The organism is Curtobacterium pusillum (assembly GCF_007673235.1).
Taxonomy (GTDB): Bacteria; Actinomycetota; Actinomycetes; order Actinomycetales; family Microbacteriaceae; genus Curtobacterium; species Curtobacterium pusillum_C.
Map to the genome: position 1 here is coordinate 565,582 of NZ_VDZH01000001.1, position 22,894 is coordinate 588,475.

Consider the following 22,894-nt stretch of genomic DNA (forward strand, 5'->3'; position numbering starts at 1 on the left):
CTGCCTGTGCTGGCGAACGTCGCTCAGGCGAGGACGTCGAGTCCGGCGGTGCGGACGGTGGGCGTGTGGGTGGTGCCGGGTCCGCGCGGGCTGAGCCGTGCCTCCAGGCCGGGGTCGCCGACGTCGGGGCGGAGCGTCCCGGCGGGCTGACGCTGCTCGCGTCCCGGGGCGTCGCCCGGGTGGTTCTGCGAGGAGAGGTCCATGGTCGTCGTCAGGCCGGTGCCCGACGCGTCGCGGCGGAGGTCCGGCAGGACCTGCCGCACCGCCTCGCGCCCCGCGTCGGAGGCCGCGAACAGCTCGACGTGCATGCCGTGCGTCGTGACGTGCGCGCGCACCGTGACCGGGCCGAGCGTGTCCGGCGTCACCTGGACGGTGACCACGTGTTCGCCGGGGCCGGCCTGCGCGAGGGTGAACACCGGGCGGCTCAGCTGCTGCGCGAGCGGCGCGGGCGCGTTCGCGGTGGTCGAGCCGGACGTCGGTGCCGGCGCGCCGGTCGGGCTCGTGGTCGGGACGGCGAACGGCGTCTCGCCTCCGCGTGGGGCGGTGACTGCCTGGAGGCCCGGATCGCCCTGGCCGGCCGTGCCGCGGTCCGACCCGTGGCCGGTCTGGGCGCTGCTGCCCCCCGCCTCGGCGGCGGGTGCGATGGGCGCGGTGGGCGCGGTGACGGTGGTGGTCGTCGTGACGACCGGGGCCGGGCTCGTGGTGTCGGCACGCGGGCCGGTCGGTGCCGCCACGGCGAGGCCCGCGGTGCTGGCCGCCGCGGGCGGTGCCGTCGTGACGGTCGACCCGGGGGTGGGAGCTGCCGTCGGGGTCGGGGTCGGGGCCGCCGTCGCGTGGGGCGCCGGGGTCGGTGCGGTCGGCGCGGGCGTGCCGACCGCCTCGGGCGCCGCGGTGGTCGTCGCTGACGGCGCAGTGGCCGCCGGGGACGCGGACGGAGTGTCGATCGCCGCGGGCAGGGCCTCGGACGGGCCAGCAGGTGCGGCGGGCACCGCGACGGCAGCCGGGGCGGTCACGACGTCCGGGGTCGGGAGGGCCGCCGTCGTCGGGACGGTCGTGGTCGCCGGCAGGGCCGTCGTCGGCGCAGCAGCGGTCGGTGCGGTCGGCGCGACGGCGGCAGGCGCGACGTCGGCGGGCACGGCGTCGGCGGGCGCGGCGGCGGTGGTCAGGACGGGGGCGACGAGCGGGGTCGTCGGGACGAGGACGTCGACGAGCGGGGTGGGCGCCGCGGCACCGCCGTCCGGGGCGGTCTGGGCATCGTCGTGCGACCGACCGCCGGCAGGCCGATCACGACCAGCTCCGACGGCCGGCGTGGTCCCGGAGTCGTGCCCGGCGGCGACCAGGGCGGCACCGAACGAGTCGGCACTCCCCTGGGCGGCGCCGGCGGCGGGCTTCGTCGCGGCGGCGGGTGCCGGTCCCGGCGTGGCGATCGTCATGCTCATGCTGCGCTCCCCGAGTTCATCAGCGACAGCAGTGCCGCGGTCTGCAGGTCGGTACCCGACGCACCCGAGACAGCTGGCGTCGCCGAGGCCTGCGCCGGGACGATGCGCCGGATCGTGGCGATGTCGGAGTCCTTGTACCAGTTGTCGACGATCCGGACGTCCTTGCCCGGTCGCGGCGCGTGCAGGACCTTGCCGTCGCCGACGTAGATGACGACGTGCCCCTCGCCCTTCGGGATGATGAGGTCCCCGGGCTGGGCGTCCTCGAGCGAGCCGACCTCGACGCCCATCTTCGCCTGGTCCGGCACGACCCGGGGCATGGTGACCCCGAGGTCCTTGAACACCGTCTGCACGAGGCCCGAGCAGTCCATGCCGCTCGTCGTGGTGCCGCCGAACACGTACGGCACGCCGAGGTACTTCTTCGCGTCGGCGACGACGTCGGCCCCGCTGGCGCCGCTGCCCGTCGCGAGGGTGCCGGCACCGGCGTCGACCGAGGTCGCGGTCGAAGCGCCCGACGCAGCCGCCGAGGTCGTCCCCGTGCCGGTCGCGGTCGCGAGCGCGTCGGCGAACGCGGTCGAGTTCGCGGCACTCGACGACGACGCCGGGGCGGTCGTCCCGGTGCCGGTCGTCCCCGTGCGCAGGGCGTCGATCTGGGTCCGGATCTCGGAGATCCGGGAGAGCACGGCGTCCACGCTCATCGGGCACCACCTTCCGCACGGCTCCGGGCCGCGATCTCGTCGAGGGCGTTCTGTTCGGTGCGGAGCTCCTCGGCGGTCTGCTGCTCCGTGTGCTGGACCTCGAGCTTCTCGAGCCCGAGGGCGGACCGGCGGGCGCCGTTGTAGTCGTCCTGCGCCTGGTCGGCATCGGCGCGACGGCTGCGGACGACGGCGTCGAGCTCCTCGAGCATGCCCCGGGTCGCGGCACGTGCGGCGGCGACGGCGCTGAGGGTCGCGGCGTCCTGGATCGGCTGCGAGCCCTCGGCGTCGGCGAGGCTCCGGCGCGCGGCGATCCGGGCGTCGGCGGCGTCGCGCACCCGCTCGTTGGCGGCGGCGAGGGCAGCGGCGGCACGGTCCTGTTCGGCGTGCCGCAGGCGGAGGAGCCCGGCGAGCGGGAAGCGGCGCGCCATCAGGCCACCGCCAACTGCTGCACGAGCGTGCCGAGGTGCTGCCAGGACGCGGCTGCGGTCGCGCGCTCGTCCATCCCCTGGCGGAGGAACGCGTCGATCGCGTCCTGGTGGTCGACGGCGGCGTCCACGAGCGGGTTCGTCCCCGGCTGGTACGCGCCGACGTCGAGCAGGTCCTGCGCTGCCTTCCGCGCGGCCATGACCTTCCGGAGGGTCGTCGCGGCACCGCGCTGCGACGGCGTCGTGACCTTCGAGGCCACGCGCGACACCGACCCGAGCGCGTCCACCGACGGGAAGTGCCCGGTGATCGCGAGCTTCCGGTCGAGCACGACGTGGCCGTCCAGGATGCTCCGGGCGGCGTCGGCGATCGGCTCGTTGTGGTCGTCGCCGTCGACGAGCACCGTGTACAGGCCCGTGATGCTCCCGACCCGGTCGGTCCCGGCACGCTCGAGCAGTCCGGCGAGCACCGAGAACGTCGACGGCGGGTAGCCCCGGGTGGCCGGCGGCTCCCCCACGGACAGCCCGATCTCCCGCTGGGCCATCGCGACGCGGGTGAGCGAGTCCATCATGAGGACCACGTCCTGGCCGGCGTCGCGGAACGACTCGGCGATGCGGGTGGCGACGAACGCGGCACGGAGGCGCATGAGCGCGGGCTCGTCCGAGGTCGACACGACGACGATCGAGCGGGCGAGGCCCTCGGGTCCGAGGTCGTCCTCGAGGAACTCGCGCACCTCGCGGCCGCGCTCCCCGACGAGCGCGATGACGTTGACGGCGGCGTCGCTCCCCCGGGCGATCATCGACAGCAGCGACGACTTGCCGACGCCGGAGCCGGCGAACAGGCCCATGCGCTGCCCGCGGCCGACGGTGGTGAGGGTGTCGAGCACGCGGACGCCGAGCTGCATCGGGGCGTCGATGCGGGTGCGCGCCATGGCGCCCGGCGTGTCGTGGTCGAGCGGCACCCAGGCGACCGGGTCGCCGGAGGCACCGACGAGCGGACCGCCGTCGTCGATCGGCCGGCCGAGCCCGTCGAGCACCCGTCCGAACAGTCCGGCGCCGGTCGGCACGAGCACGGGGCGGCCGGTCGGGCGTGCCGGTGTTCCGGCGGTGACCCCGGTGAGCCGTCCGAGCGGCATGCAGCGGACGCCCGCGACGTCGGTCGCGACGACCTCGACGAGTGTCTGCGGTGCACCCTCGGCGCCGACCGAGACGACCTCGCCGACGCGCGCGTCGAGGCCGGCGACGGTGAGCCCCAGCCCGACGGCGCTCGTGACGACGCCGACGCGCTGCGGGGCAGCCTGTCGGAGCGCCTCGTCGAGCCCACGGGGGCGGAGGATCGGCCGCTGCAGCGTGGCGGTCACGAGGCGACCCCCAGCGCGGTGCGGGCGCGGTCGAGCGCGGTGGCGATGCGGGCGTCGAGCAGCCCGTCCGGCAGGTCGACGACGGCGTCGCCGTCGGACAGGGCCGGGTCCGCCACCACCGGGACCGGCAGGTCCAGGTCGGCCACGCGGGCCGCGTCGCCGACGCTCAGCCGGACCGCGACGGCGACCGTGCGGTCGATGGAGGCGAGCGCCCGCAGGACGGTCGCCTCGGCGCCGGACGCACCCCGCGCCTCCAGGCTGTGCGCATCCGCCGGTCCGGCGGACGCCGCGTCGGACGGCCTGGAGGCACGGATCGCGTACCCGACGACGGCTTCGGCCAGGTCGACGGCGGCGGCCGCGACCGACTGCTCCGCGGCGTCCAGGACCGGCGTCACCTGCGACAGCATCGCGTTCGTCGCGGCGTCGAGGACAGCGATGCGACGGGCGGTGTCGGCGTGCATCGACGCGAGGCGCGCGGCGTGCTCGGCCTCGAGCCGGACCCGCAGCGCGTCCGTCTCGGCCTGCGCGGCGCGGAGGCCGGCGGCGTACCCGGCGGCGTGCCCGCGGACGTCGGCGCTGGCGGCGCGGTCGCGTCCGGCCGCGTCCCCGATGACGGGGAACGCGACGCGCTGGACGGTGGCGGCGGTGTCAGTCAACGAGCTCGTCCTCCTCGGCGCGGTGAACGGTGATGACGCCCTGCGCCTCGAGTTCGCGCACGGAGCGGACGACCTCGGCGCGGGCCTCCTCGACCTGCGACACCCGGACCGGGCCCATGGCCTGCAGTTCGTCGTCGAGGAGCTCGCGGTTGCGCTCGGACACGTTGGCGCGGATGGTCTCGACGACGGGGGCGGCCGCACCCTTCATGGCGGTCGCGAGGAGCTTCGAGTCGATGCCGCGCAGGACCTGCTGGATGTCGCGGGACTCGAGCTTGACGATGTCCTCGAAGGTGAGCATCCGGGAGCGGATGTCCTCGGCCAGCTCGGGGTCGCGCGCCTCGAGCCCGTCGAGCACGGCCTTCTCGGTGGCGACGTCGGAGCGGTTGATGATGTCGACCAGAGGCGCGATGCCCCCGACGACCTCGACGCTCTCGCGCGGCGACACGACGGCGCCGGCGCGCTGCCGCAGGACGCCGGCGACGATGCCGACGGCCTCCGGGGTCGCGCTGCCCATCGTCGCGAACGCCTGCGCCACGTCGGTGCGGACACGCTCGTCAACGCCCGCCAGGACGGCGCTCGCCTGGCCCGGCTTGAGGTGCGCCAGGACGAGCGCGATGGTCTGCGGCAGCTCACCCTCGAGCAGGGTGACGACCTGGCCGGGTTCGGCGTCGTCGAGGAAGTCGAACGACTGCCCCGCGAGGTTCGACGCCAGCCGGTCCATCACACCGGCGGCCCGCTCGGCGCCGAACGACGCCTCGAGCAGTCCGAGCGCGGTCTCCTTGCCGCCGCGCTTCTGCATGCGGCCGCTCATGGTCATCCGGTGGAACTCGGTGAGGGTCCGGTCGACGACGGTGTCCTCGACGCGGCGCATCCGGACGATCTCGGCGGAGATCTCCTCGGCCTCCATCTCGGTGAACTGCTTCATCACCTCGGCGGCGCGGTCGGTCTCCATCTGCATGAGGATGAGCGCCACCTTCTGGGCGCCGCTCAACGGGCGCTCGTTCGCGCCGTTGCCCGGGCCACCGGCGCTCGGCACCAGCGCGCTCACACCGGTGCCCGGTCGTCGAGGAGCCCGCGGAGGAGCTCGGCCGTGCGCTTCGGGTCGCGCTCGGCCAGGGCGGAGATGTCCTGGCGGCGGCGCTCGGCGGTGATCTCCTCGGTGGTGAGGACCTCGGTCGGCGCGTCGTCGTGCGGCATCGTCGGCAGCGCCACGGTCGGGGCGTCCCCGGCCTGCAGCGTGCTCCGGTCCGCGCCGTCGACGGCGAGGGGCAGCTGGAACGTGTCACCGGCGAAGGCGTCGAGCTCGCCGAGGTCGACCGCCTCGCGCTCCTGCTTCCGGCTGCGACGAGCGAGGAAGACGACGATCGCGATCACGGCGAGCAGCGCGCCGATGACGATCCCGGCGGTGCGGATCGACGACCACAGCGCTTCCTGCTGGTCGGCCTGCTGCTGCTCCTTCAGGGCCTTCGCGGCACGGTCGGCCGTGCTCGTGTCGAAGTCCATCATCGCCACGCGCACCTGGTCACCGCGGGTCTGGTCGACCCCGGCCGCCGCGGACACCAGGTCGTTGATGCTCTGCAGGTTCGCGTTCTGCACCGCCGTGGCCTTCGAGTTCAGCGCGACGGAGATCGTCTGGCGGGACAGACCGCCGGCGGGCAACTGGGTCGTCTCCGTGGTGTGGTCGACGGCGTTGTTCTTCGTCGCGGACTCGTTGGTGTACCCGTCGTCACCCGTCCCGCTGCTGGCGGTGCCGTTCGGCACGGCGATGTTGTCCGGGCCGAGCACGCCGGTCGCACCGCTGCCGGCAGCGCCGGATCCGGAGCCGTACTGCTCGGTCGTCGACGACTCGTTGAGCGCCACCGGGCCGGTCGTCGGCGTCGTGTACGACTCCGACGTGCGGGTGCCGGAGTTCTGGTTCATCGTGGCGGAGACCACGACGCTTGCGTTGCCGACGCCGAGCGTGGTGTCGAGCAGGTCCTGCACCTTCTTGCTCGTCGACGCGTCGTAGTCCGCCGCCTGGTCCGCACCGCTGCCGGTCGCCCCGGTGCCCACGGCGGAGAGCGTCTGGCCCTTGGAGTCGACGACGGAGACGTCGGTCGGCTGCATGCCCTCGACAGCCGCGCTCGTCAGGTGCACGATCGCCTGGACCTGGTCGGTGCTCAGCTCGGCGCCGTTCTTCGTCGCGATGAACACCGACGCCGTGGGGTCCTTCTCCTCGGAGACGAACACGGTCTTCTCCGGGATCGCGAGCTGCACGGTCGCGGTCTGCACGCCGTCCATCGCGCCGATGGTCTTCGCGAGCTCGCCCTCCATCGCCCGCTTGTACGTGACGTCCTGCTGGAACTCGGAGCTCGTCACGCCCATCTTGTCGAGCAGCGAGTAGCCGCCCTCGTTCGACGACGGCAGCCCGTTCGACGCGGCCTTGAGCCGCTCCGAGTACACCTGCGCCTGCGGCACGAGGATCGTCGCGCCGCCGTCGGTCAGCTGGTACGGCACGCCGTCGGTCTGCAGCTGGTCCGTGATCGAACTGGCGTCGGCTGCCGCGAGGCCCGTGAACAGCGGCGCGTAGGACGCCTTGCCGAGCCAGCTCGCGAGCGCGATGCCGCCGAGCAGGAGCGCCGCGATGACGAGGATCGCGATCGTCCGCTGGGCGGCGCTGAAGCCCTTGACGTAGGCGGCGAGACGTCCGAAGACGTTCTTGACGGCGACCGGCATCAGGCCTGCATCCTCATGATCTCGTTGAACGCGTCGACGCCCTTGTTGCGGACGGCGGAGACGAGCTCGAGGGTGACCTGCGCGCGGGTGGCCGCGATCGTGGCGTCGTGGATGTCGTCGAGGTTGCCCGTGACGGCCTTGAGCGCCAGGGTCTTCGAGTCGCTCTGCAGCTGCTGCAGCCCGTCGACGGCGTTGCCGAGGCTGGCGGCGAACCCGCTGCCGTCGGTGCTCTTCGCCCCGGCGGTGCCGGCGACGTCGCTGGAGGTGCCGGACACGCTGGTCAGTGCGTTCGTCATCGCGTTGGTGGTCACACCGTTGACGGCGTCGATGGGCATCAGTTCTTCCCGATCTGCAGGGCCGCCTCGTAGGCGGTCTTCGCACGGTCGACCACGGCGGCGTTCGCCTGGTAGCCGCGCTGGGCCATGATGAGGTCCGCCATCTGCGTGCCGAGGTCGATGTCCGGCATGCGGACGTAGCCCTCCGCGTTCGCGAGCGGGTTGTCCGGGTCGTAGGTCACGCGGCCGGCGGCGCTGCCGAACGCGGCGCCCTTGACGTAGGCGCCGGAGACGCCGTTGCCCTCCTGGACCTCGACGTACCGGGCCTGGAACGCGGTGTCGTCCATCGACTTCACCGTGTTGGCGTTGGCGATGTTGTCCGACACCGCGTCGAGCCACTTGCGGTGCACGGTCATGCCGGTGCTCGCGATGCCGATCGCGTCGAACGTCGTCACGAGTTCGTCCGCATCGCCGCACGGACGCTGGTGAGCTCGGAGTTCATCGCCTGGGTGGCGAACTGGTACCGGAGCACGGTGTCGACGTTCGAGAGGGTCTCCTCGTCGAGGTTGACGTTGTTCCCGTTCGTGTTCGTCGGCTCGAGGCTCCGTGCGACGGTCGGGGTGGTGCCGCCGTTGCCGTCGACGATCGACTTCGCCAGGGCGTCCTCGAACTGGACCTTCTCGGCGTGGTAGTTCGGCGTGTTGATGTTCGCGATGTTGTTCGCGATGACCTTCTGCCGCATCGACAGGCCGTCGAGCGCACTCTGCAGTGCGACGCTCGTCACGGAATCGAACACTGGTGGACCGTCCCCTCGCTGACGACGTCCCCTGGTGACGTCGCCTGATGGCGGTGGCCGATCCGTGGCCGAACTGGTGAGCGATCCGTGCTCAGGTGGCGCTGTCGGCCGGGCCCTGGGGCGCGTTAGGGCTCGCCCCGAACGGGGGGCGGGGTGGGGTCGGCGGGGCCGGGCGGAGCGGGGCGGGCGGGGCGGTCGGGGCCGACTCAGTGCGACAACGTCGATGTCGTACGACACCGGCGGAGTCGCTCGTTGCGGACGCGGACGGTTGCACGCGCCGCACTGCGACAGGTCCGACGTCGTACGACGTCCGCGTTGTCGTTCCGAGTCCGCAGCCGCACCGGCCGGCGCGTCAGGCGGACGCGTCGAGGTACACCGAGCCGCGCGGTTCCCGCGTCTCCGCGACCGACCGCAACGCCCCGAGGTGTCCGGCGGTCGAACGGCGCTCGGCGTCCAGGACCGCGATGCGGTCCCGCTGCGCGGCGAGCAGCCTGGAGGCACGACCCACCAGGTCGCGCGGGACCGGTCCCAGCCCGGTCGGCTCCGACCACACGGTGTCGGTGTCGCCGGTCAGGTCCTGTTCCAGGGTGGCGAGTGCCGCCTCCCACGCGTCACGCGACACCGAGCGCTCCGCCCGAGGGGTGCTGGGCCGCCGAGGCAGCGGGCAGCGACGCAGCGGCCTCGTGCCAGGACTGCCGGAGCGGCTCGAGGATCCGGATGCAGTCGCGGGTGGCCTGCACGTCCCGGTGCACGTTCGCCGTGATGAGCGAGGTGGACGCGTAGTTGTAGATCGCGAGCAGTCCCTCGCCGCCGTCCCACACGTCGATCCTCAGGGTGGACGACAGCTCGCCGACGATGGCCTGGGCGTGCAGGAGCTGCTCGCGGGCAGCCTCCCAGTCCGCGGTCGTCTGGGCGGCCTCGGCACGGTGCAGGTCGAGGAGCAGCCGGTCGTAGAGCATCGTGACGAGCTGCGCGGGCGTCGCGGAGAGCACGGCCTCGTTCGTGTACTGCGCGCGCCGCTGGTCGGTCACGCTGCGTGGCTGGGCGGCCTGTCGGAAGGCGGCGGCCTGGAGGTCGAAGGCGTTCATGGTCGTTCCCGTCAGCTCGACGTCGAGGCGAGCTGGCTGGCGAGCCAGCTCGACTGGGACTGGAGTTTGCTCAGGCTGGTCTCGAGCGACGAGTACAGCGTCTGCAACGAGGCGCGGCGTGCGGTGAGCCGGTCGGTCCAGCTGTCGATCTGGGTGGTGAGGTCCTTCGCAACCGCCTGCCGGCCGGTGATGCTCGTGGTGATCGAGCCGTCGTACTTGTCCGAGGCCGCGGTGGCCGCCGCGCCGACGTTCGCCGCCACGCCGGAGAGCATCGCCTGGGTGCCCTGGGGGTCTGTTGCGAGTGCCTTCTGGAAGACGTCGGCGTCGAACGTGAAGTCGCCGTCCTTCGTGATCACGATGCCGATCGACGACGGCGACTTGCCGCCCACCGGTGCGGACATCGTGCTGGTCAGGCGCTGCACGACGTCCCGGGTGGTCCCGTCGCCGGAGAGCACCCCGGCGGTCGTCGTCGTGGTCCCGTTCGTCGGGCTGGTGGTGCTCGTGACCGCGGTGTTCGAGCCGTAGTACGCCGTGACCGCGTTCATCGCGTCGACGAGGCCGGACGCGACGGCCTGGGCCTTGGTGGTGTCCTGTGCGACGCCGACGGTGACGGACTCGGTGGTCGGCTTCGTCACCGTGACGGTGAGGCCGGGCACGAGGTCGGTGAAGGTGTTCGTCGCGCTCGTGACGACCTGCTCGGCGGCGGTGCCGGCCCAGAGCGTGACGCTGGCGTCCTTCGCCTGCGTCACGACGGCCGCTCCGGTCTCGGTCAGGACGTTCGTGGCGGAGCCGGCGGTCACCTCGGCACCGGTCCCCCGGTACACCTGGAACGCACCGGCCGCGCCGGTCTTCGCGGACGTCAGCTGGAGGCGGTAGAGCTTCGTGCCGTCGGTGTCGGTCCCCGCGGCGACCTTCGTCGCGGTGATGCCCGCCCCCGCCTTGTTGATCGCGGACACCGTGTCGTCGAGCGACCCCGACGCGGGCGTGACGGTCGTCTGCTTGCCGTCGGACCCGACGAGGGTGAGCGGTTCCGCCGAGGCGGACCACGCGGACGTCGCCGCGGTGACGCCGACCTGGGCGGAGGCGGTCGAGCCGACCGAGAACGTGATCGAGCCGGCGGTCGCGTTCGCGCCGGTCACCGCGGTGACCGCGGCCGACGAGCTCGTGGCGGTGAAGACGTCGAGCGACGTCGCCTTCCCGGCGGCAGCGGCCTTCGTGGCGAGGGTCTGCACGAGGCTGTTGATCGTCTGCAGTGACGAGATGAACGAGTTCGTGCTGGTGAGCTTGTTCTTCAGCAGCGTCTGCGGGACGCCTTCGACACTCATCAGCGAGTTGATGAGGTCGGTCGTCTTGAGACCGCTGACGAGGCCGTCGATCGCGAGGCTGCTGGCCGATGACACGGAGGACATCGAGGGCTCCTTGCCGTCGGAGGTGGTGGTGGTGGTCGGGTGCGGGCGACGCCGCCGCCCGGGACGCCTGAACGGTCCCGGGCAGCGACGTCAGGGGTGCTAGCGCAGGAGCGAGAGCACGCCCTGCGTGCTCTGGTTCGCCTGCGCGAGCATCGACGTGCCGGCCTGGCTGAGGATGTTGTCGCGCGTGTACTTGACCATCTCCTGCGCCATGTCGACGTCGGTGATGCGCGAACCGGCTGCGGTGAGGTTCTCCTTCGCCACGTTCGTCACGTTGATGGCGTGGTCGAACCGGTTCTGGACGGCACCGAGGGTCGAACGAGCGGTCGAGACGGCCTTGATCTGGTCGTCGATCGCGGTGATCGCGAGCTGCGCGTTCGCCGCGGTGTCGAACGCGATCTTCCCACCGGTGCCGGTCGTGAGGGCGTCGGCGACGTCCTTCACGTTGGCGCCGCTGAGGTCGACCTCGATCTGGCTCGACGTACCCGCGTTGGCGCCGACCTGGAACGTCAGCTTGCCGGTGTTGGTGTTGGCGGAGCCGTCGAGCAGGTTGATGCCGTTGAAGTTGGTCGACTCCGAGATGCGGGTCAGCTCCTTCTGGAGCTGGCCGACCTCGGTGTCGATCGCGGTCCGCGAGTCGCCGTTGTTCGAGTCGTTGCCGGCCTGGACGGCCAGGTCGCGCATGCGCTGGAGGATCGAGTGGGTCTCGGTGAGGCCACCTTCAGCGGTCTGCACGACGGAGATGCCGTCCTGCGCGTTGCGGGCGGCGACCGTGAGGCCACCGACCTGGGACTTCAGCCCCTCGGAGATCGACAGACCGGCCGCGTCGTCGGCAGCACGGTTGATGCGGAGACCCGACGAGAGCTTCTCGAGGGACTTCGACAGGTCGTTCTGCGTCGCGTTGAGGTTCCGGTACGTGTTGAGTGCCGAGAGGTTGGTGTTGATGGACATACCCATGGTGGTTTCCTCCGTGAAATCTGGGTCTTGCGTCTGCCCGTCCGTGGGCTGACATGGGTGACTCTCGGCCGGTCGGCCGGAGCCGTTAGGGGATCGACGAGGTTTTCCGGTGAGATCGCCTCGTCGACGTCTCAGCTCGCCGCCACGACCGGAGTGGTGGCGTCGTGCACGGCGCGGGCGACACCGGCGGCGGCGTTCGTGGCGACCCGTGCCAGGTAGGCGCTCCGGCGCGCGGCCGTGGTGCGCGAGGCGGGCTCGGCAGCGGCCCCTCCGTCGCCGTAGTGCGCAGCGAGTCCGTCGCGGAGCAGGCGCATCGCCTCGGAGCGCTGCTGGGAGACGGCGGAGTGCGTGATGCCGAGCTCGGCGGCGACCTCGGTCACGGAGCGGTCGCCGAAGTAGACGTTCTCGACCACGTAGCGCATCCGATCCGGCAGCGCCTCGACGGCGGCGCGGAGGTAGCGACGCTTCTCCGCCTCGAGCAGGTCCTCGCCCGGCAGCGGCAGGTCGGCGGCCAGGGTGTCGTGCACCGTCTCGTCGATCGGGGTCACGGTGCGGGCGGCATCGCTCATCGCGTCGGAGGCGGTCTGCCGGTCCACACCCATGGCGTCGGCGATCTCCTGCACGCCGACGCTCCGGCCGAGGCGCGCGGAGAGGGCCTCCTGCGTGGCGAGGGTCTCCCGGATGCGCTTCCGCGTGCCGCGGGACGCCCAGTCGGCCGAGCGCATGTCGTCGGCGATCGCGCCCGTGATCCGGGTCCGGGCGTAGGCGCCGAACGGGACGCCGAGGTCGGGGTCGAAGGCCTCGGCCGCAGCGACGAGTGCGAGCGAACCGACGGCGGCGAGGTCGTCACGGTCGAGGTGGGTGGCACGCGCTCGGACGTCGGCGACGATGTAGCCCACGAGCGGGAGGTGCTCCACGATCATCGCGTTGCGGTCGTTCCGGTCCATGCTGATCCCCTGGTCGACTGACGTGACTGACCCGTCCCTGGGCGCGGCGGACACCGGCCTCGGATGGCCGGTGCGTACGCCGAAGACCCACCCGGTTCCTTCCGGGTGGTGCACGTCCGCGCCCCTGCGACGCGGTGCGGGTGTCCCCCGCCGTGCGGTTCGAATGTATCGGCTGGCAAAGCCCTGTACGGGTGCACAACCGTCCCCAATGCGGGGGTGAGAGGGTGTTTTCCCGGTCGGCATTTGGGGGGACACCGGGTGGGGAACGGGCGTTCTTGTCCCCCGCTCGGGGTGAATTCCTGGAGGCGCGGCTCGTGTCCGGCAGACGCAGTCGCCAGAGCGGCGCTTACGTCCGCGACCGGCGACCCGATAGGTCCCGGTGTCCGCAGGATGACCGACACACCCCACCGGGAGGAGACGATGAGCGTGAACGAACTGTCCGCCGTGCTCTGGCGCGAACGCGAACTGCTCGAGCTGCTCACCTTCAAGCTCGAGGAGGAACAGCTGCTCCTCGCGGCCGGACGCTCCCGCTGGGTCTCGCACGCCAGCCGCGAGGTCGAACAGGTCCTCGAGCGCCTCCGCAGCACCGGGCTCGAGCGCGCAGCGTCGAGCGCCGAGGTCGCCGAGGAGTGGGGTGTCCCCACCGACGCACCCCTGCGCGAGGTCGTCGCCGCAGCCCCGAACGGCCCCTGGGGCGAGATCCTCGCCGCGCACCTCACCGCCATGGTCGAGCTGACCACCCAGATCGGCTCCCTCCGCGACGAGAACGACCGCTTCCTCCGGGCCGCCGCACAGGCGACCGAGGAGACCCTCGCCGGATCCGTCACGGGCGCCGCCACGTACGACGCCTCTGGTGCCTCGGGTGCCGGCTCCGACGGCGCGCGGCTCTTCGAGGGGACCCTGTAGCGCCGTGGTGAGCACCTTCGGATCCCTCGCCACCGCCTACTCCGGCCTCGCGGCGGCCCGCGCCGGCATCGACGTCACCGGGCAGAACATCGCCAACGCCGGTACCGCCGGGTACACGCGCCAGCGCGTCTCCCAGTCGTCGATCCCCGCCGCGCAGACCGGCTTCGTGCGAGGAACCGCCGCCCTCGCCGGGCAGGGGGTCTCGGTCGACGGCATCGCCCGCCTCGCCTCCCTGACGCTCGACGCCGGCGTCCGGGTGGCCTCCGGGTCCTCGGCCTACGCCGACGCCCGCGCTGCGGCACTGTCGGCGCTCGAGAACGGGCTGAACGAGCCCGGTGACGACGGCCTCGCCAGCAAGCTCGACGCCTTCTGGTCGTCGTGGAGCGAGCTGTCCACCCACCCCGACGACCCGGGTGCCGCCAGCGCGGTCATCGGCGCCGCGAAGACCGTCGCGAGTGCGCTCGCGAGCGGCTCCAAGGCGATCGACGCGCAGTGGTCCACCGTCCGCGGGACCGTGGACGGCCAGGTGCAGCAGCTCAACAGCGCCGCCTCGCAGGTCGCCGACCTGAACGGACGGATCCGCACCGCCCTCGCCTCGGGAGGCAACGCCAACGAGCTGCTGGACCAGCGCGACCAGCTCACCGAGCAGATCGCGTCCCTCGCCGGGGGCACCGTGCGCCAGAACTCCGACGGCACGGTCGACGTGCTGATCGGCGGCAACGCCATCGTCCAGGGCACCGACGCCCGCTCGGTCGCCCTCGGCGGCGGACAGCGACTGGCCGACGGAGCCGCCGTGACCCTGACCTGGACCTCGGGGACGGCCGGCGCGGTGTCCCTGTCCGGCGGCTCGATCGGCGGGAACCTCTCGCTCCTCGCACCCGTCACCGCGAACGGGACCGGCGGTGCCCTGGCCGAGGCCTCGGCGTCGTACGACCAGGTCGCGACGAAGCTCGCCACCGCGGTCAACGCCGTGCACGCCACCGGGACGACCCCGACCGGGGCGACGGGCAGCCCGTTCTTCTCGCTCGCTGCCGGCGTGCCGGCCGCCCAGGGCCTCGGCGTCGTCCCGACCGACGGCAGCGGACTGGCGACGCGGAACGCGGCGGGGGAACTCGACGACTCGTTCGCCGACGCGCTCTCGCGACTCGGCACGGCGTCCGACGGCGCTGACCGCTCCTGGGCGACCTTCGTGGCGGGGGTGGGCACTGCCTCCCGGTCGGCCTCGTCGGAATCGACGCTCACCGGACTCGCCCTGACCAACGCGCGCACGCAGCAGCAGTCGAGCGCCGGTGTGGACCTCGACGAGGAGAACGTGAACCTGCTGAGCTACCAGCACGCGTACCAGGGCGCCGCGCGCGTCCTGACCGCCGTCGACGAGATGCTCGACACCATCATCAACCGCACCGGCATCGTCGGGAGGGGCTGACCGTGATCACCCGAGTGACCACCCAGATGTCCATGACGGCCGCCAGCGCGCGGCTGCAGGCCGGCGCTGCGAAGCTCGCGCAGCTGACCGACCAGGCGACCACGCTGAAGAACATCCAGCGACCGTCCGACGACCCGGTCGGCACCGCCTCGTCGATGCAGGTCCGCAAGGAGCAGGCCGCCGCGGCGCAGTACACGCGCAACGCCGACGACGCCGTCGGCTGGCTCGCCACGACCGACAGCACCCTGTCGAGCGTGTACTCGGTGCTCAACAGCGTGCGGGACCTCACCGTCCAGGCGGCGAACAGCGGCACCATGAGCGACACCGACCGCGACGCGTTCATCACCCAGTTCCAGTCCCTGAAGACCGAGCTCGAGTCGAAGGCGAACGCCACGTACGGCGCCCGCTCGGTGTTCGCCGGGTCCTCGACGGCTGCGAACGCGTACGACCCCGCGACCGGGTGGGCGACCGCCGGCACCGACGTCACCCGGCGCATCGGCGACGGCACGACCGTGCGGGTCGACACCGCGGGCACCGCCGTGTTCGGCTCCGGCAGCTCGTCCGTGTTCTCGATGATCGACTCGATCGTCGGCGACCTGCAGAACGGTGTGAACCTGAACCCGCGCATCGACGACATCGACGCCGCGATCGACACCGTCCGCGGCGTGCAAGCAGACGTCGGTGTCCGGCACGCGGCCGCCCTCGCCGCCCAGGACTCGCTGAAGAGCGCCACCGTGTCGCTCGAGAGCCGCCGCGCCGGCATCGAGGACAAGGACCTCGCGAAGGCCGTCCTCGACCTGCAGGTGCAGCAGACCAACTACCAGGCAGCCCTCGCCGTCACCGCGAAGGTCCTGCAGCCGACCCTGATGGACTACCTCCGATGAGCATCGACCTGACCTTCGCCGTCCCGCCGTTCGGCCTCGCGCCGGCAGACGTCTTCACCCTGACGCCGGTCGACGGTGCCGACGGTCTGTTCACCCTGGTCGGGGGTTCCTCGCGCCTGTTCGTGCTCGACGCCTCGGTGCACCTGCCTTCGTACTCCCCCGAGCTCACCGACGAGCAGGCCGCGGGGCTCGGGCTGACCTCGGCCGAGGACGCCATGCTGCTCGTCGTCGCGAACCCCGGCGAGTCCGGCACCACGGTGAACCTGCTCGCGCCGATCGTCGTGAACGCCCGGACCTCGGCCGGCGCCCAGCTCATCCTGGAGGACCAGGACCTGCCGCTGCGCGCGGAGCTCGCCCGGCGCTGACGCGCGCGCGCGCCCGTTCCGACTCGGAACGACAACTCCGCTGTCGTACGACATCGGAGTTGTCGCCGCTGCGCGTCTGCGACAGTTGCGCACGCTTGCCTGCGACAAGGCGGCTGTCGTGCGACATCGACGTTGTCGCACGTTGTACCCGTGCCACCCCTCCACAGCCTGGAGGCACGGCTCACCATCCACAGATCAGCCCGGTTCCGCCGTGTGGTGCGGTCCACCGCGCCATGGTTGCGGCATGCACGAACGAGTCCTCGCCGTCCCGCTCATCCGCACCGGCGGTCATCCGAGCGCAGAACGCCGTGCGCTGCAGCGCCAGGTCCACCGCGGCGAACTCGTCGCGACCCGGCCCGGAGTCCTCGCCCGTCCGGAACACCTCGAAGGGCTCCGGCCCGAGCACCACCACCTCCTGCTCCTCCGCGCGACGGCGCCGACGATCCATCCGCCGGTCGAGATCTCCCACCGGTCTGCGGCGGCGGTCCACGGGCTGCCCTTCATCGGACGACCTCCCGACCGCGTGGACGTCACCGATCCGCGTCGCGGTCGCGGTGAGACCACTGCGTTGCTTCGCGTGCACGCGCCGGCCAGTTCGTCATCGTCACGATGGGACGGGTTCCCGCCGACCTTGCCTGGGGAGTTCGCCGGCGCTCAGGTGACCTCACTGGTGAGGACCATCATCGACGTCGCGTCGACCGTCGACCTCATCGACGCTGTCCCCATGATCGATGCCGCGCTGTACGACCGACGGGTCCTGCCCGCGATGCTCCACGACGAACTGGCTGCGCGACCGACCCGGGGCAGCGACAAGGCGGCGGTCGCAGTGGGGACGGGGTCGGCGGCATCGGGATCGCCCGCGGAGTCCGTCTGCCGTGTGCGCTTCCGGCAGCTCGGTGTCCCGGACCCGGTGCAGCAGCACGTGTTCGCCCGCCCCGGGGAGCGCACGGCGATCGTCGACTTCTGGTTCCCCGAGCACGGCGTCGTCGTCGAGGTGGACGGCCGGGCGAAGTACGAGGACGACGCGATGCTCGACGGTCGCTCGACGGCGGACGTGCACTGGCAGGAGAAACAGCGTGAAGACTTCGTCCGGTCCTTCCCCGAGGTGCGCACCGTCGTCCGGGTGACCTGGGCCGACCTCATGGACCCGGATCGACTCCGCGTGAAGCTCCACCGCGCGGGGATCCCCTGCTGATGACGCGCCGCACAGCACAGTCCGACGGAGCTCCCACCCGTGCGGCGTACCGTCGACCGCATGGCCCGAGAGCAGAAGGACCAGGCGATCGTGCCCTTGCCGGCAGCGCCTGTGGCCTCCACCCCCACCGACCCGAACGCCCGCACCCCCGAGCAGCAACCCGCCGGATGGGTGAAGATGCTCGACCGCGTGCTGAGCGTGCAGCGTCCCGTCGTGGTCGCGCACGTCCGAGCGCTCCGCCGGCGCCATCCCGACTCGACGCCGGCCGAGATCATCCAGATCCTCGAGCGGCAGTACCTCACCGCTGTGACCACCGGTGGCGCGGCTGTGGGTGCGAGCGCCGTTATCCCGGGCGTCGGCATGGCCGCTGCCCTGGGGCTCAGCGGGGCGGAGACGGTCGGGTTCCTCGAGACGACGGCCCTCTTCGCGCAGTCGGTGACCGAGGTGCACGGCATCGCCCTGGACGACCCCGAGCGAGCGCGCATGCTCGTCATGGCGATGATCCTCGGGACTCCGGGCACGCAGCTCATCAACCAGCTCGCCGGGCAGATCGCCGGCGGTCAGGTCCGGACGGCGTTCTGGGGCGAGATGGTGACGTCGTCGCTGCCGAAGCAGGTCGTGAACGGGATCGGCGGGCAGGTCCGCGACCAGTTCATCAAGCGCTTCGCCGCTCGGCAGGGCACGACGATCGTCGGTCGAGCGCTCCCGTTCGGCATCGGCGCGGCGGTCGGTGGCCTGGGCAACCACGCCCTGGGTCGGAAGGTGATCCAGGCCTCACGGACCGGGTTCGGGCTCCCGCCCGCACAGTTCCCGATCGTGCTCGAGCCCAAGGAACCGAAGCAGTCGAAGGAACCGAAGCAGGTCAAGGCTCCCAAGCAGACGAAGGCGCCCAAGGACCGCCGGGCCATCACGCGCCGCAAGGGCCGCGAGGACCTCTGGGCCGACACCCCCGACCACACCGACGACACGGTCTGACGAACCGGACGGAACTGCACCGGACCGGACCGGACCGGATCGGAGGCGCGCTGCCAGCTGCCACCGCGCCTCCAGTCCGCTGTCCGTCAGTTCCCGATCACCGCGCCCGCACGGGCGTCGTCACCACCTGCCCAGCGTGCGCGAACCCGCCGCCGAACCCGAACAGCAGCGCCGGCACACCCTCGGGCAGGTCGCCCCGCGCCCATGCCTTCGACAGGCCGAGCGGCACGCTCGCGGCCGAGGTGTTGCCCGACTCCACGACGTCCCGGACGACGAACTTCGACTCGCCGCCGAGCGCCGTGACGAGGGGCTCGATGATCCGCAGGTTCGCCTGGTGGAACGCGAACACCTCGATGTCGTCGAGCGTGAGCCCGGCAGCGGCGACGGCAGCGCGGGCGTGGTCGGCGGCCTCGGTGATGGCCCAGCGGTAGATGGAGCGGCCCTCCTGGCTGAAGCGCTCGGGGTCCCCGGAGACGAGCACCGCCTCCTCGAGGTGCGGCACGCTCCCCCACGACACCGGTCCGATCTGTGCCTCGTCGGAGACGCCGAGCACGGCCGCACCGGCACCGTCCCCGACGAGCACGCAGGTGGACCGGTCGGACCAGTCGACGATGCCGGAGAGGATCTCGGAACCGATGACCACCGCGATGTCGGTCGAGCCGACGCGGATCGCCTGGTCGGCCAGTGCGACCCCGTACTCGAAACCGCTGCACGCGGTGTTGATGTCGATCGGGGCGGCGGACGGCGAGAGCCCGAGTGCCGCGGCGACCCGGCCCGCGGTGTACGGAGCACGGTCGCGGTGCGTGGTGGACGCGACGATGACGACACCGACGTCGGCCGGGGTCACGCCGGCGTCCGCGAGGGCGTTCCGGGCCGCTTCGATCGCCATGGAGGTGACCGTGTCCGACGGCCCGGCGATGTGCCGGGTCTCGATCCCGGTCCGAGTGCGGATCCACTCGTCGTTCGTGTCGACCATCGTCGAGAGTTCGTCGTTGGTCAGGATGCGCGAGGGCTGGTGGTGGCCGAACCCGAGGATCCGGCTGCCACGGAGAGCTGGGGTGTTCACGAGACGGCACGCTACTCCCCTCCCCGATCGGCGCATGCCCGGCGCGGCATGCGCGGGACGTCTGGGCCACCCGTGCACCGCGGGTCGAGGCCGGTACTCGCAGGGCCTGCCACGCACCCCCTCGATCGCGTAGACCGGACCCATGGACTACACACACCTCGGACGGACAGGGCTGTCGGTTTCACGAGCAGTGCTCGGCACGATGAACTTCGGCCCGGAGACCAGCGAAGACGACTCGCACGCGATCATGGACCGGGCGCACGAGCTCGGCGTGAACTTCTTCGACACCGCCAACGGCTACGGCGGCTCGGTGGGCAAGGGCGCCACCGAGGAGATCATCGGCCGCTGGTTCGCCAAGGGCGGCGGGCGTCGCGAGAAGACCGTCCTCGCGACGAAGGTCTACGGCGACATGATCGACTGGCCGAACGGCGGGAAGCTCAGCGCGTACAACATCCGCCAGGCCCTCGACGCCAGCCTCCGACGGCTGCAGACCGACCACATCGACCTGTACCAGTTCCACCACGTCGACCGCGCGACCCCGTGGGACGAGATCTGGCAGGCGATCGACGTCGCCGTGCAGCAGGGCAAAGTGCTCTACGTCGGCTCGTCGAACTTCGCCGGGTTCCACATCGCCCAGGCGCAGGAGGCAGCGGCACGCCGGAACACGCTCGGCCTCGTCAGCGAGCAGTCGATCTACAACCTCGTCGTCCGTGACATCGAGCGCGAGGTCCTCCCCGCCGCCCGCGAGTACGGCCTCGGCGTCATCCCCTGGTCCCCGCTGCAGGGCGGGCTCCTCGGCGGCATCATCGAGAAGACCGAGCAGGGCTCGCGCCGCCTGAGTGGCCGCAGCGCGGAGTACGTCGAGGGGCACCGCGACCAGCTCACCGCCTACGAGTCCTTCGCGAAGGAGCTCGGCCACACCCCGGGCGAGCTCGCCCTCGCGTGGCTGCTGCACCAGCCCGGCGTCACCGCACCGATCACCGGCCCCCGCACGATGGAGCAGTGGGAGTCCGCGGTCCGCGCCGTCGACATCCGCCTCGACCAGCGTGCGCTGGACCGGCTCGACGAGATCTTCCCGGGCCACAAGACCTCGCCGGAGGACTACGCCTGGTGACGTCGCCAACGGAACCATCGGGTCGCTGACGCGACCATCTGCCTGGAGGCGCGGTGCGGGTCGGACCTGCACCGCGCCTCCAGTCCGTGGTCACGTCGAGAACGCGACCAGCGTCGCGATCAGAGCGCCGCGATCTCCGCGTCCTGCAGGCCGATGGCCCGCAGGTAGTCGTCGACGCTCCCCCAGCGACGCTCGAGGTACTCGATGACCGTGGTCATGATCTCCGGGACGCACCGTTGCGCGGTCGCGGTGGCCTCGGGGTCGGTGCTCGCGGCGCGCTCCCGGGCGAAGCGGTCGACGAGGCCGGCGGCACTCGCGGCGTAGTCGTCCCCGATCGCCTCGACGCTGTCACCCCAGTGACGGGCGAGGAGCGCACTGACGATCCCCGTCCGGTCCTTGCCGGCGGAGCAGCACACCAGGACGTCGCCGTCCGTCGCAGCGACGGCACGCAGGGCGTCGGCGATCCCGCTGCGGTGCCGGTCGAGCCAGTCGATGTACTGGTCCTCGAGGGCGGTCGCCTCGGCAGCCGACTCCAGGCCCGACGACGGATCGAACATCGGGACACCTCGGTAGCCAGGCGACGCCGCGAGCGGATGCGGCACGGCGGCCGTCTCGTCGACTCGGCGGAGGTCGATCACCGCGGCGAGACCCGACGGATACGCGTCCGCATCCACCGGTTCGGTGTTCGCCCGGTAAACGGTCCGGTGGTGGTCGGACTGAAGGGCGGTACCTCCGACGGGGCGGAGATTGCTGAGGATGCTCGTCGTCGAGTGCACGCCTTCATCCTGCCGCTCGCACGCAGGCAACCGCTACGGGTGGTAGCTCACCCACGTCCAGCGCCCACCGAAGTCCGTCCGGAGCGCACCCAGGAGTTCCGGGACGAGGTCCCAACCGTCACCGGACATGACGATCCCGATCGGACTGACGACGATGCTCCCGGACGTGTCCTGATCGCCCATCGGAGCCGTCCCCCCGCAGTTCCCGCAGGAGAGAGTCGGCTCGGGTAATGGCGATCGATCATCGCTGCACAACGACTCGGGCGGCACCGTCTACTTCAGCCGAACTCGACGCGAACCTCCGAGGCACCCCAGATGTCTTTGATCCTCTTGCCAAGGTCTCGGAACCGTTCGTCCGCGGGGATCGGCAGATCGATTTCGACCGCCTCGCCGAAGCGCCGAGCCCGAAAGTCCACAACGAACTCGTTCGGTTTGTTGATGATGGTCTGGAACGCCGCACCAGCCGTGACCGATACGTGCACTATTGACTCACCAGGAATCACTGAGGCCAACGAAAGCGTGACTCCCCGCGCCGGTTCCGCAACGCCGTCGACTTTGTACGGCGACGAACCGACGAGTCCGGACCATGACCTCTCATCTGCACTATCGACGTTCCGATCGTTGACCGTCCAAATCCCATTGAACACAGGCAGCGCAACTTTGATCGCGGCGGAAGTGTCAACCAGGCGGGCAGCGATCACGTCCGCAGACTCAGGCCTTGCATCCCATTCGGCCACGAGGTACCAGTCGGTGACATTGGTCTTCACGCTGAGGCAGGGTCCGATCGAAGCTCAGGCCTCACGGATTGTCTCGGTTCAGACAACAAAGACCCCTTCGCTCCCAACTCATTCACCGAGGAGGTCCTCAGGAGCACGGTCGGCAACCTTCGTGCTCTCTGCCTCCCAGAGCACCTCGAGGGACTTTGCGAGGTCAACGAACGCTTCGAAACTCGGACCCGACGTGCTCAGAGTCACCGGCTCGCCGAAATCCACCGAGGAGAAGTCCACAGATACCGAGTTCGGTGCCACTCGTCGCGTTTGATGTGTGGCACCGGCACGCACGCGGATGGCCGCATAGCTACCGTCAATCACTGGCGAGAGCAGCAAGAAGCTGAACCCCCGAGCCGGATCCGGCTCACCGTCGACACGCAGCAGGCTCGATCGCACAAGTTCGGGCACTGCGTTGTCCCTGTACTCGACCGAGCCGACCTCGCTGCTCACCTTCCACCCTCCCTCAAACTCCGGGAACGCCCGGGCGAACCGATCGCAACTCTGCAATGCGAGATCTGCGACCTTCTCAGCGGACTGTTGCCGCGCTGACCACTGCACTTTCATCTGCCAACCTGAAACGTCAACGACGCTGCTCACCATCCTGCAAACCCATCCGGTAGCTGCTTCATTCTGGCGGCGAGTTCAGCTTCGATCGAT

At 71.5% G+C, this 22,894-nt stretch carries 28 protein-coding genes; 7 read left to right on the forward strand and 21 right to left on the reverse strand.

Annotated elements, in window-relative coordinates; all coding sequences use genetic code 11:
- Positions 1-23: 23 nt before the first annotated feature.
- The 15 genes from FS532_RS02610 to FS532_RS02680 form a co-directional block, all read right to left on the reverse strand.
- Positions 24-1,439 (reverse strand): flagellar hook-length control protein FliK, encoded by a 1,416-nt coding sequence (locus tag FS532_RS02610; RefSeq protein WP_144750033.1) that lies wholly within the window; start codon positions 1,437-1,439, stop codon positions 24-26.
- Complete coding sequence (locus FS532_RS02615) at positions 1,436-2,134, reverse strand: C40 family peptidase (RefSeq protein ID WP_144750035.1); 699 nt, start codon at positions 2,132-2,134, stop codon at positions 1,436-1,438. Before FS532_RS02615 ends, FS532_RS02610 begins: the two co-directional genes overlap by 4 nt.
- On the reverse strand, positions 2,131-2,562 hold the full coding sequence (locus FS532_RS02620) for a flagellar export protein FliJ (protein ID WP_097179251.1): 432 nt from the start codon (positions 2,560-2,562) through the stop codon (positions 2,131-2,133). Before FS532_RS02620 ends, FS532_RS02615 begins: the two co-directional genes overlap by 4 nt.
- Positions 2,562-3,917 carry a FliI/YscN family ATPase gene (locus tag FS532_RS02625; protein WP_144750037.1) on the reverse strand — a complete coding sequence of 452 codons (1,356 nt, stop codon included), beginning with the start codon at positions 3,915-3,917 and terminating at the stop codon, positions 2,562-2,564. The genes FS532_RS02620 and FS532_RS02625 overlap by 1 nt, the downstream gene beginning before the upstream one ends.
- The gene (locus FS532_RS02630; protein WP_144750039.1) at positions 3,914-4,573 is read right to left on the reverse strand and encodes a hypothetical protein; all 660 of its coding nucleotides are present in this window, start codon (positions 4,571-4,573) and stop codon (positions 3,914-3,916) included. The genes FS532_RS02625 and FS532_RS02630 overlap by 4 nt, the downstream gene beginning before the upstream one ends.
- Positions 4,566-5,621, reverse strand: coding sequence for a flagellar motor switch protein FliG (gene fliG, locus FS532_RS02635; protein WP_144750041.1), 1,056 nt, complete (start codon positions 5,619-5,621; stop codon positions 4,566-4,568). The genes FS532_RS02630 and fliG overlap by 8 nt, the downstream gene beginning before the upstream one ends.
- A complete protein-coding gene (fliF, locus tag FS532_RS02640) occupies positions 5,618-7,288 on the reverse strand; it encodes a flagellar basal-body MS-ring/collar protein FliF (RefSeq protein WP_144750043.1) in 1,671 nt (556 codons plus the stop codon). The genes fliG and fliF overlap by 4 nt, the downstream gene beginning before the upstream one ends.
- Positions 7,288-7,623 (reverse strand): flagellar hook-basal body complex protein FliE, encoded by a 336-nt coding sequence (gene fliE / locus FS532_RS02645; RefSeq protein WP_144750045.1) that lies wholly within the window; start codon positions 7,621-7,623, stop codon positions 7,288-7,290. The genes fliF and fliE overlap by 1 nt, the downstream gene beginning before the upstream one ends.
- Positions 7,623-8,018: a flagellar basal body rod protein FlgC gene (locus tag FS532_RS02650; RefSeq protein WP_092096696.1), complete on the reverse strand. Its 396-nt coding sequence runs from the start codon at positions 8,016-8,018 to the stop codon at positions 7,623-7,625. Before FS532_RS02650 ends, fliE begins: the two co-directional genes overlap by 1 nt.
- Positions 8,015-8,359 carry a flagellar basal body rod protein FlgB gene (locus FS532_RS02655; protein ID WP_144750047.1) on the reverse strand — a complete coding sequence of 115 codons (345 nt, stop codon included), beginning with the start codon at positions 8,357-8,359 and terminating at the stop codon, positions 8,015-8,017. Before FS532_RS02655 ends, FS532_RS02650 begins: the two co-directional genes overlap by 4 nt.
- Before the next feature lie 352 nt (positions 8,360-8,711).
- Positions 8,712-8,981, reverse strand: a complete 270-nt coding sequence (locus FS532_RS02660; RefSeq protein WP_144750049.1) for a hypothetical protein — start codon at positions 8,979-8,981, stop codon at positions 8,712-8,714.
- The gene (fliS, locus tag FS532_RS02665) at positions 8,971-9,447 is read right to left on the reverse strand and encodes a flagellar export chaperone FliS (RefSeq protein WP_260852528.1); all 477 of its coding nucleotides are present in this window, start codon (positions 9,445-9,447) and stop codon (positions 8,971-8,973) included. The genes FS532_RS02660 and fliS overlap by 11 nt, the downstream gene beginning before the upstream one ends.
- Positions 9,448-9,458: 11 nt before the next feature.
- Positions 9,459-10,856 (reverse strand): flagellar filament capping protein FliD, encoded by a 1,398-nt coding sequence (gene fliD, locus FS532_RS02670; RefSeq protein ID WP_144750051.1) that lies wholly within the window; start codon positions 10,854-10,856, stop codon positions 9,459-9,461.
- 99 nt (positions 10,857-10,955) lie between these two features.
- A complete protein-coding gene (locus FS532_RS02675; protein ID WP_222121922.1) occupies positions 10,956-11,813 on the reverse strand; it encodes a flagellin N-terminal helical domain-containing protein in 858 nt (285 codons plus the stop codon).
- A 131-nt stretch (positions 11,814-11,944) separates the two neighbouring features.
- Positions 11,945-12,760: a sigma-70 family RNA polymerase sigma factor gene (locus tag FS532_RS02680; protein WP_144750053.1), complete on the reverse strand. Its 816-nt coding sequence runs from the start codon at positions 12,758-12,760 to the stop codon at positions 11,945-11,947.
- A 420-nt stretch (positions 12,761-13,180) separates the two neighbouring features.
- On the opposite strand from FS532_RS02680, the gene FS532_RS02685 reads away from it, so the two are divergent.
- From FS532_RS02685 to FS532_RS02700, 4 genes are read left to right on the forward strand one after another with little or no spacing between them, the layout of a single operon-like run.
- Positions 13,181-13,666: a flagellar protein FlgN gene (locus FS532_RS02685; protein WP_144750055.1), complete on the forward strand. Its 486-nt coding sequence runs from the start codon at positions 13,181-13,183 to the stop codon at positions 13,664-13,666.
- Between the two features lie 4 nt (positions 13,667-13,670).
- Entirely contained in the window at positions 13,671-15,092 is a 1,422-nt protein-coding gene (flgK, locus tag FS532_RS02690; protein WP_186321879.1) for a flagellar hook-associated protein FlgK, read from the forward strand.
- Between the two features lie 2 nt (positions 15,093-15,094).
- On the forward strand, positions 15,095-15,976 hold the full coding sequence (gene flgL / locus FS532_RS02695) for a flagellar hook-associated protein FlgL (RefSeq protein WP_144750057.1): 882 nt from the start codon (positions 15,095-15,097) through the stop codon (positions 15,974-15,976).
- Positions 15,973-16,341 carry a flagellar assembly protein FliW gene (locus FS532_RS02700; RefSeq protein WP_144750059.1) on the forward strand — a complete coding sequence of 123 codons (369 nt, stop codon included), beginning with the start codon at positions 15,973-15,975 and terminating at the stop codon, positions 16,339-16,341. The genes flgL and FS532_RS02700 overlap by 4 nt, the downstream gene beginning before the upstream one ends.
- A gap of 181 nt (positions 16,342-16,522) precedes the next feature.
- Here the strand turns inward: FS532_RS02700 and FS532_RS02705 are convergent, their stop codons facing one another.
- Complete coding sequence (locus FS532_RS02705) at positions 16,523-16,831, reverse strand: hypothetical protein (RefSeq protein ID WP_144750061.1); 309 nt, start codon at positions 16,829-16,831, stop codon at positions 16,523-16,525.
- Between the two features lie 180 nt (positions 16,832-17,011).
- Between FS532_RS02705 and FS532_RS02710 the strand changes: the two genes are divergently transcribed.
- Both FS532_RS02710 and FS532_RS02715 read left to right on the forward strand, forming a co-directional pair.
- Positions 17,012-17,536, forward strand: a complete 525-nt coding sequence (locus tag FS532_RS02710; RefSeq protein WP_144750063.1) for a hypothetical protein — start codon at positions 17,012-17,014, stop codon at positions 17,534-17,536.
- Positions 17,537-17,596: 60 nt separating this feature from the next.
- On the forward strand, positions 17,597-18,511 hold the full coding sequence (locus FS532_RS02715) for a hypothetical protein (protein ID WP_186321880.1): 915 nt from the start codon (positions 17,597-17,599) through the stop codon (positions 18,509-18,511).
- 97 nt (positions 18,512-18,608) lie between these two features.
- Here FS532_RS02715 and FS532_RS02720 read toward each other — a convergent pair whose 3' ends face one another.
- A complete protein-coding gene (locus tag FS532_RS02720; protein WP_144750065.1) occupies positions 18,609-19,577 on the reverse strand; it encodes a beta-ketoacyl-ACP synthase 3 in 969 nt (322 codons plus the stop codon).
- A gap of 142 nt (positions 19,578-19,719) precedes the next feature.
- Between FS532_RS02720 and FS532_RS02725 the strand changes: the two genes are divergently transcribed.
- Positions 19,720-20,691, forward strand: a complete 972-nt coding sequence (locus tag FS532_RS02725) for an aldo/keto reductase (RefSeq protein WP_144750067.1) — start codon at positions 19,720-19,722, stop codon at positions 20,689-20,691.
- A gap of 119 nt (positions 20,692-20,810) precedes the next feature.
- Here the strand turns inward: FS532_RS02725 and FS532_RS02730 are convergent, their stop codons facing one another.
- The 4 genes from FS532_RS02730 to FS532_RS02740 all read right to left on the reverse strand — a co-directional run bounded on the left by FS532_RS02730 (position 20,811) and on the right by FS532_RS02740 (position 22,837).
- Positions 20,811-21,467 (reverse strand): tyrosine-protein phosphatase, encoded by a 657-nt coding sequence (locus FS532_RS02730; protein WP_186321882.1) that lies wholly within the window; start codon positions 21,465-21,467, stop codon positions 20,811-20,813.
- Between the two features lie 33 nt (positions 21,468-21,500).
- The gene (locus FS532_RS18570) at positions 21,501-21,650 is read right to left on the reverse strand and encodes a hypothetical protein (protein ID WP_186321883.1); all 150 of its coding nucleotides are present in this window, start codon (positions 21,648-21,650) and stop codon (positions 21,501-21,503) included.
- 95 nt (positions 21,651-21,745) lie between these two features.
- Positions 21,746-22,234, reverse strand: a complete 489-nt coding sequence (locus FS532_RS02735; protein WP_144750071.1) for a hypothetical protein — start codon at positions 22,232-22,234, stop codon at positions 21,746-21,748.
- A 78-nt stretch (positions 22,235-22,312) separates the two neighbouring features.
- Positions 22,313-22,837: a hypothetical protein gene (locus FS532_RS02740; protein WP_144750073.1), complete on the reverse strand. Its 525-nt coding sequence runs from the start codon at positions 22,835-22,837 to the stop codon at positions 22,313-22,315.
- Positions 22,838-22,894: the final 57 nt, after the last annotated feature.

Coding starts and splice junctions, on each gene's coding strand:
- FS532_RS02610 (WP_144750033.1), bottom strand. CDS start 1,439: ATGAGCATGACGATCGCCACGCCGGGACCGGCACCCGCCGCCGCGACG.
- FS532_RS02615 (WP_144750035.1), bottom strand. CDS start 2,134: ATGAGCGTGGACGCCGTGCTCTCCCGGATCTCCGAGATCCGGACCCAG.
- FS532_RS02620 (WP_097179251.1), bottom strand. CDS start 2,562: ATGGCGCGCCGCTTCCCGCTCGCCGGGCTCCTCCGCCTGCGGCACGCC.
- fliF (WP_144750043.1), bottom strand. CDS start 7,288: ATGCCGGTCGCCGTCAAGAACGTCTTCGGACGTCTCGCCGCCTACGTC.
- fliE (WP_144750045.1), bottom strand. CDS start 7,623: ATGCCCATCGACGCCGTCAACGGTGTGACCACCAACGCGATGACGAAC.
- fliS (WP_260852528.1), bottom strand. CDS start 9,447: ATGAACGCCTTCGACCTCCAGGCCGCCGCCTTCCGACAGGCCGCCCAG.
- fliD (WP_144750051.1), bottom strand. CDS start 10,856: ATGTCCTCCGTGTCATCGGCCAGCAGCCTCGCGATCGACGGCCTCGTC.
- FS532_RS02675 (WP_222121922.1), bottom strand. CDS start 11,813: ATGGGTATGTCCATCAACACCAACCTCTCGGCACTCAACACGTACCGG.
- FS532_RS02680 (WP_144750053.1), bottom strand. CDS start 12,760: ATGGACCGGAACGACCGCAACGCGATGATCGTGGAGCACCTCCCGCTC.
- FS532_RS02685 (WP_144750055.1), top strand. CDS start 13,181: ATGAGCGTGAACGAACTGTCCGCCGTGCTCTGGCGCGAACGCGAACTG.
- FS532_RS02700 (WP_144750059.1), top strand. CDS start 15,973: ATGAGCATCGACCTGACCTTCGCCGTCCCGCCGTTCGGCCTCGCGCCG.
- FS532_RS02715 (WP_186321880.1), top strand. CDS start 17,597: ATGGCCCGAGAGCAGAAGGACCAGGCGATCGTGCCCTTGCCGGCAGCG.
- FS532_RS02725 (WP_144750067.1), top strand. CDS start 19,720: ATGGACTACACACACCTCGGACGGACAGGGCTGTCGGTTTCACGAGCA.
- FS532_RS18570 (WP_186321883.1), bottom strand. CDS start 21,650: ATGGGCGATCAGGACACGTCCGGGAGCATCGTCGTCAGTCCGATCGGG.
- FS532_RS02740 (WP_144750073.1), bottom strand. CDS start 22,837: ATGGTGAGCAGCGTCGTTGACGTTTCAGGTTGGCAGATGAAAGTGCAG.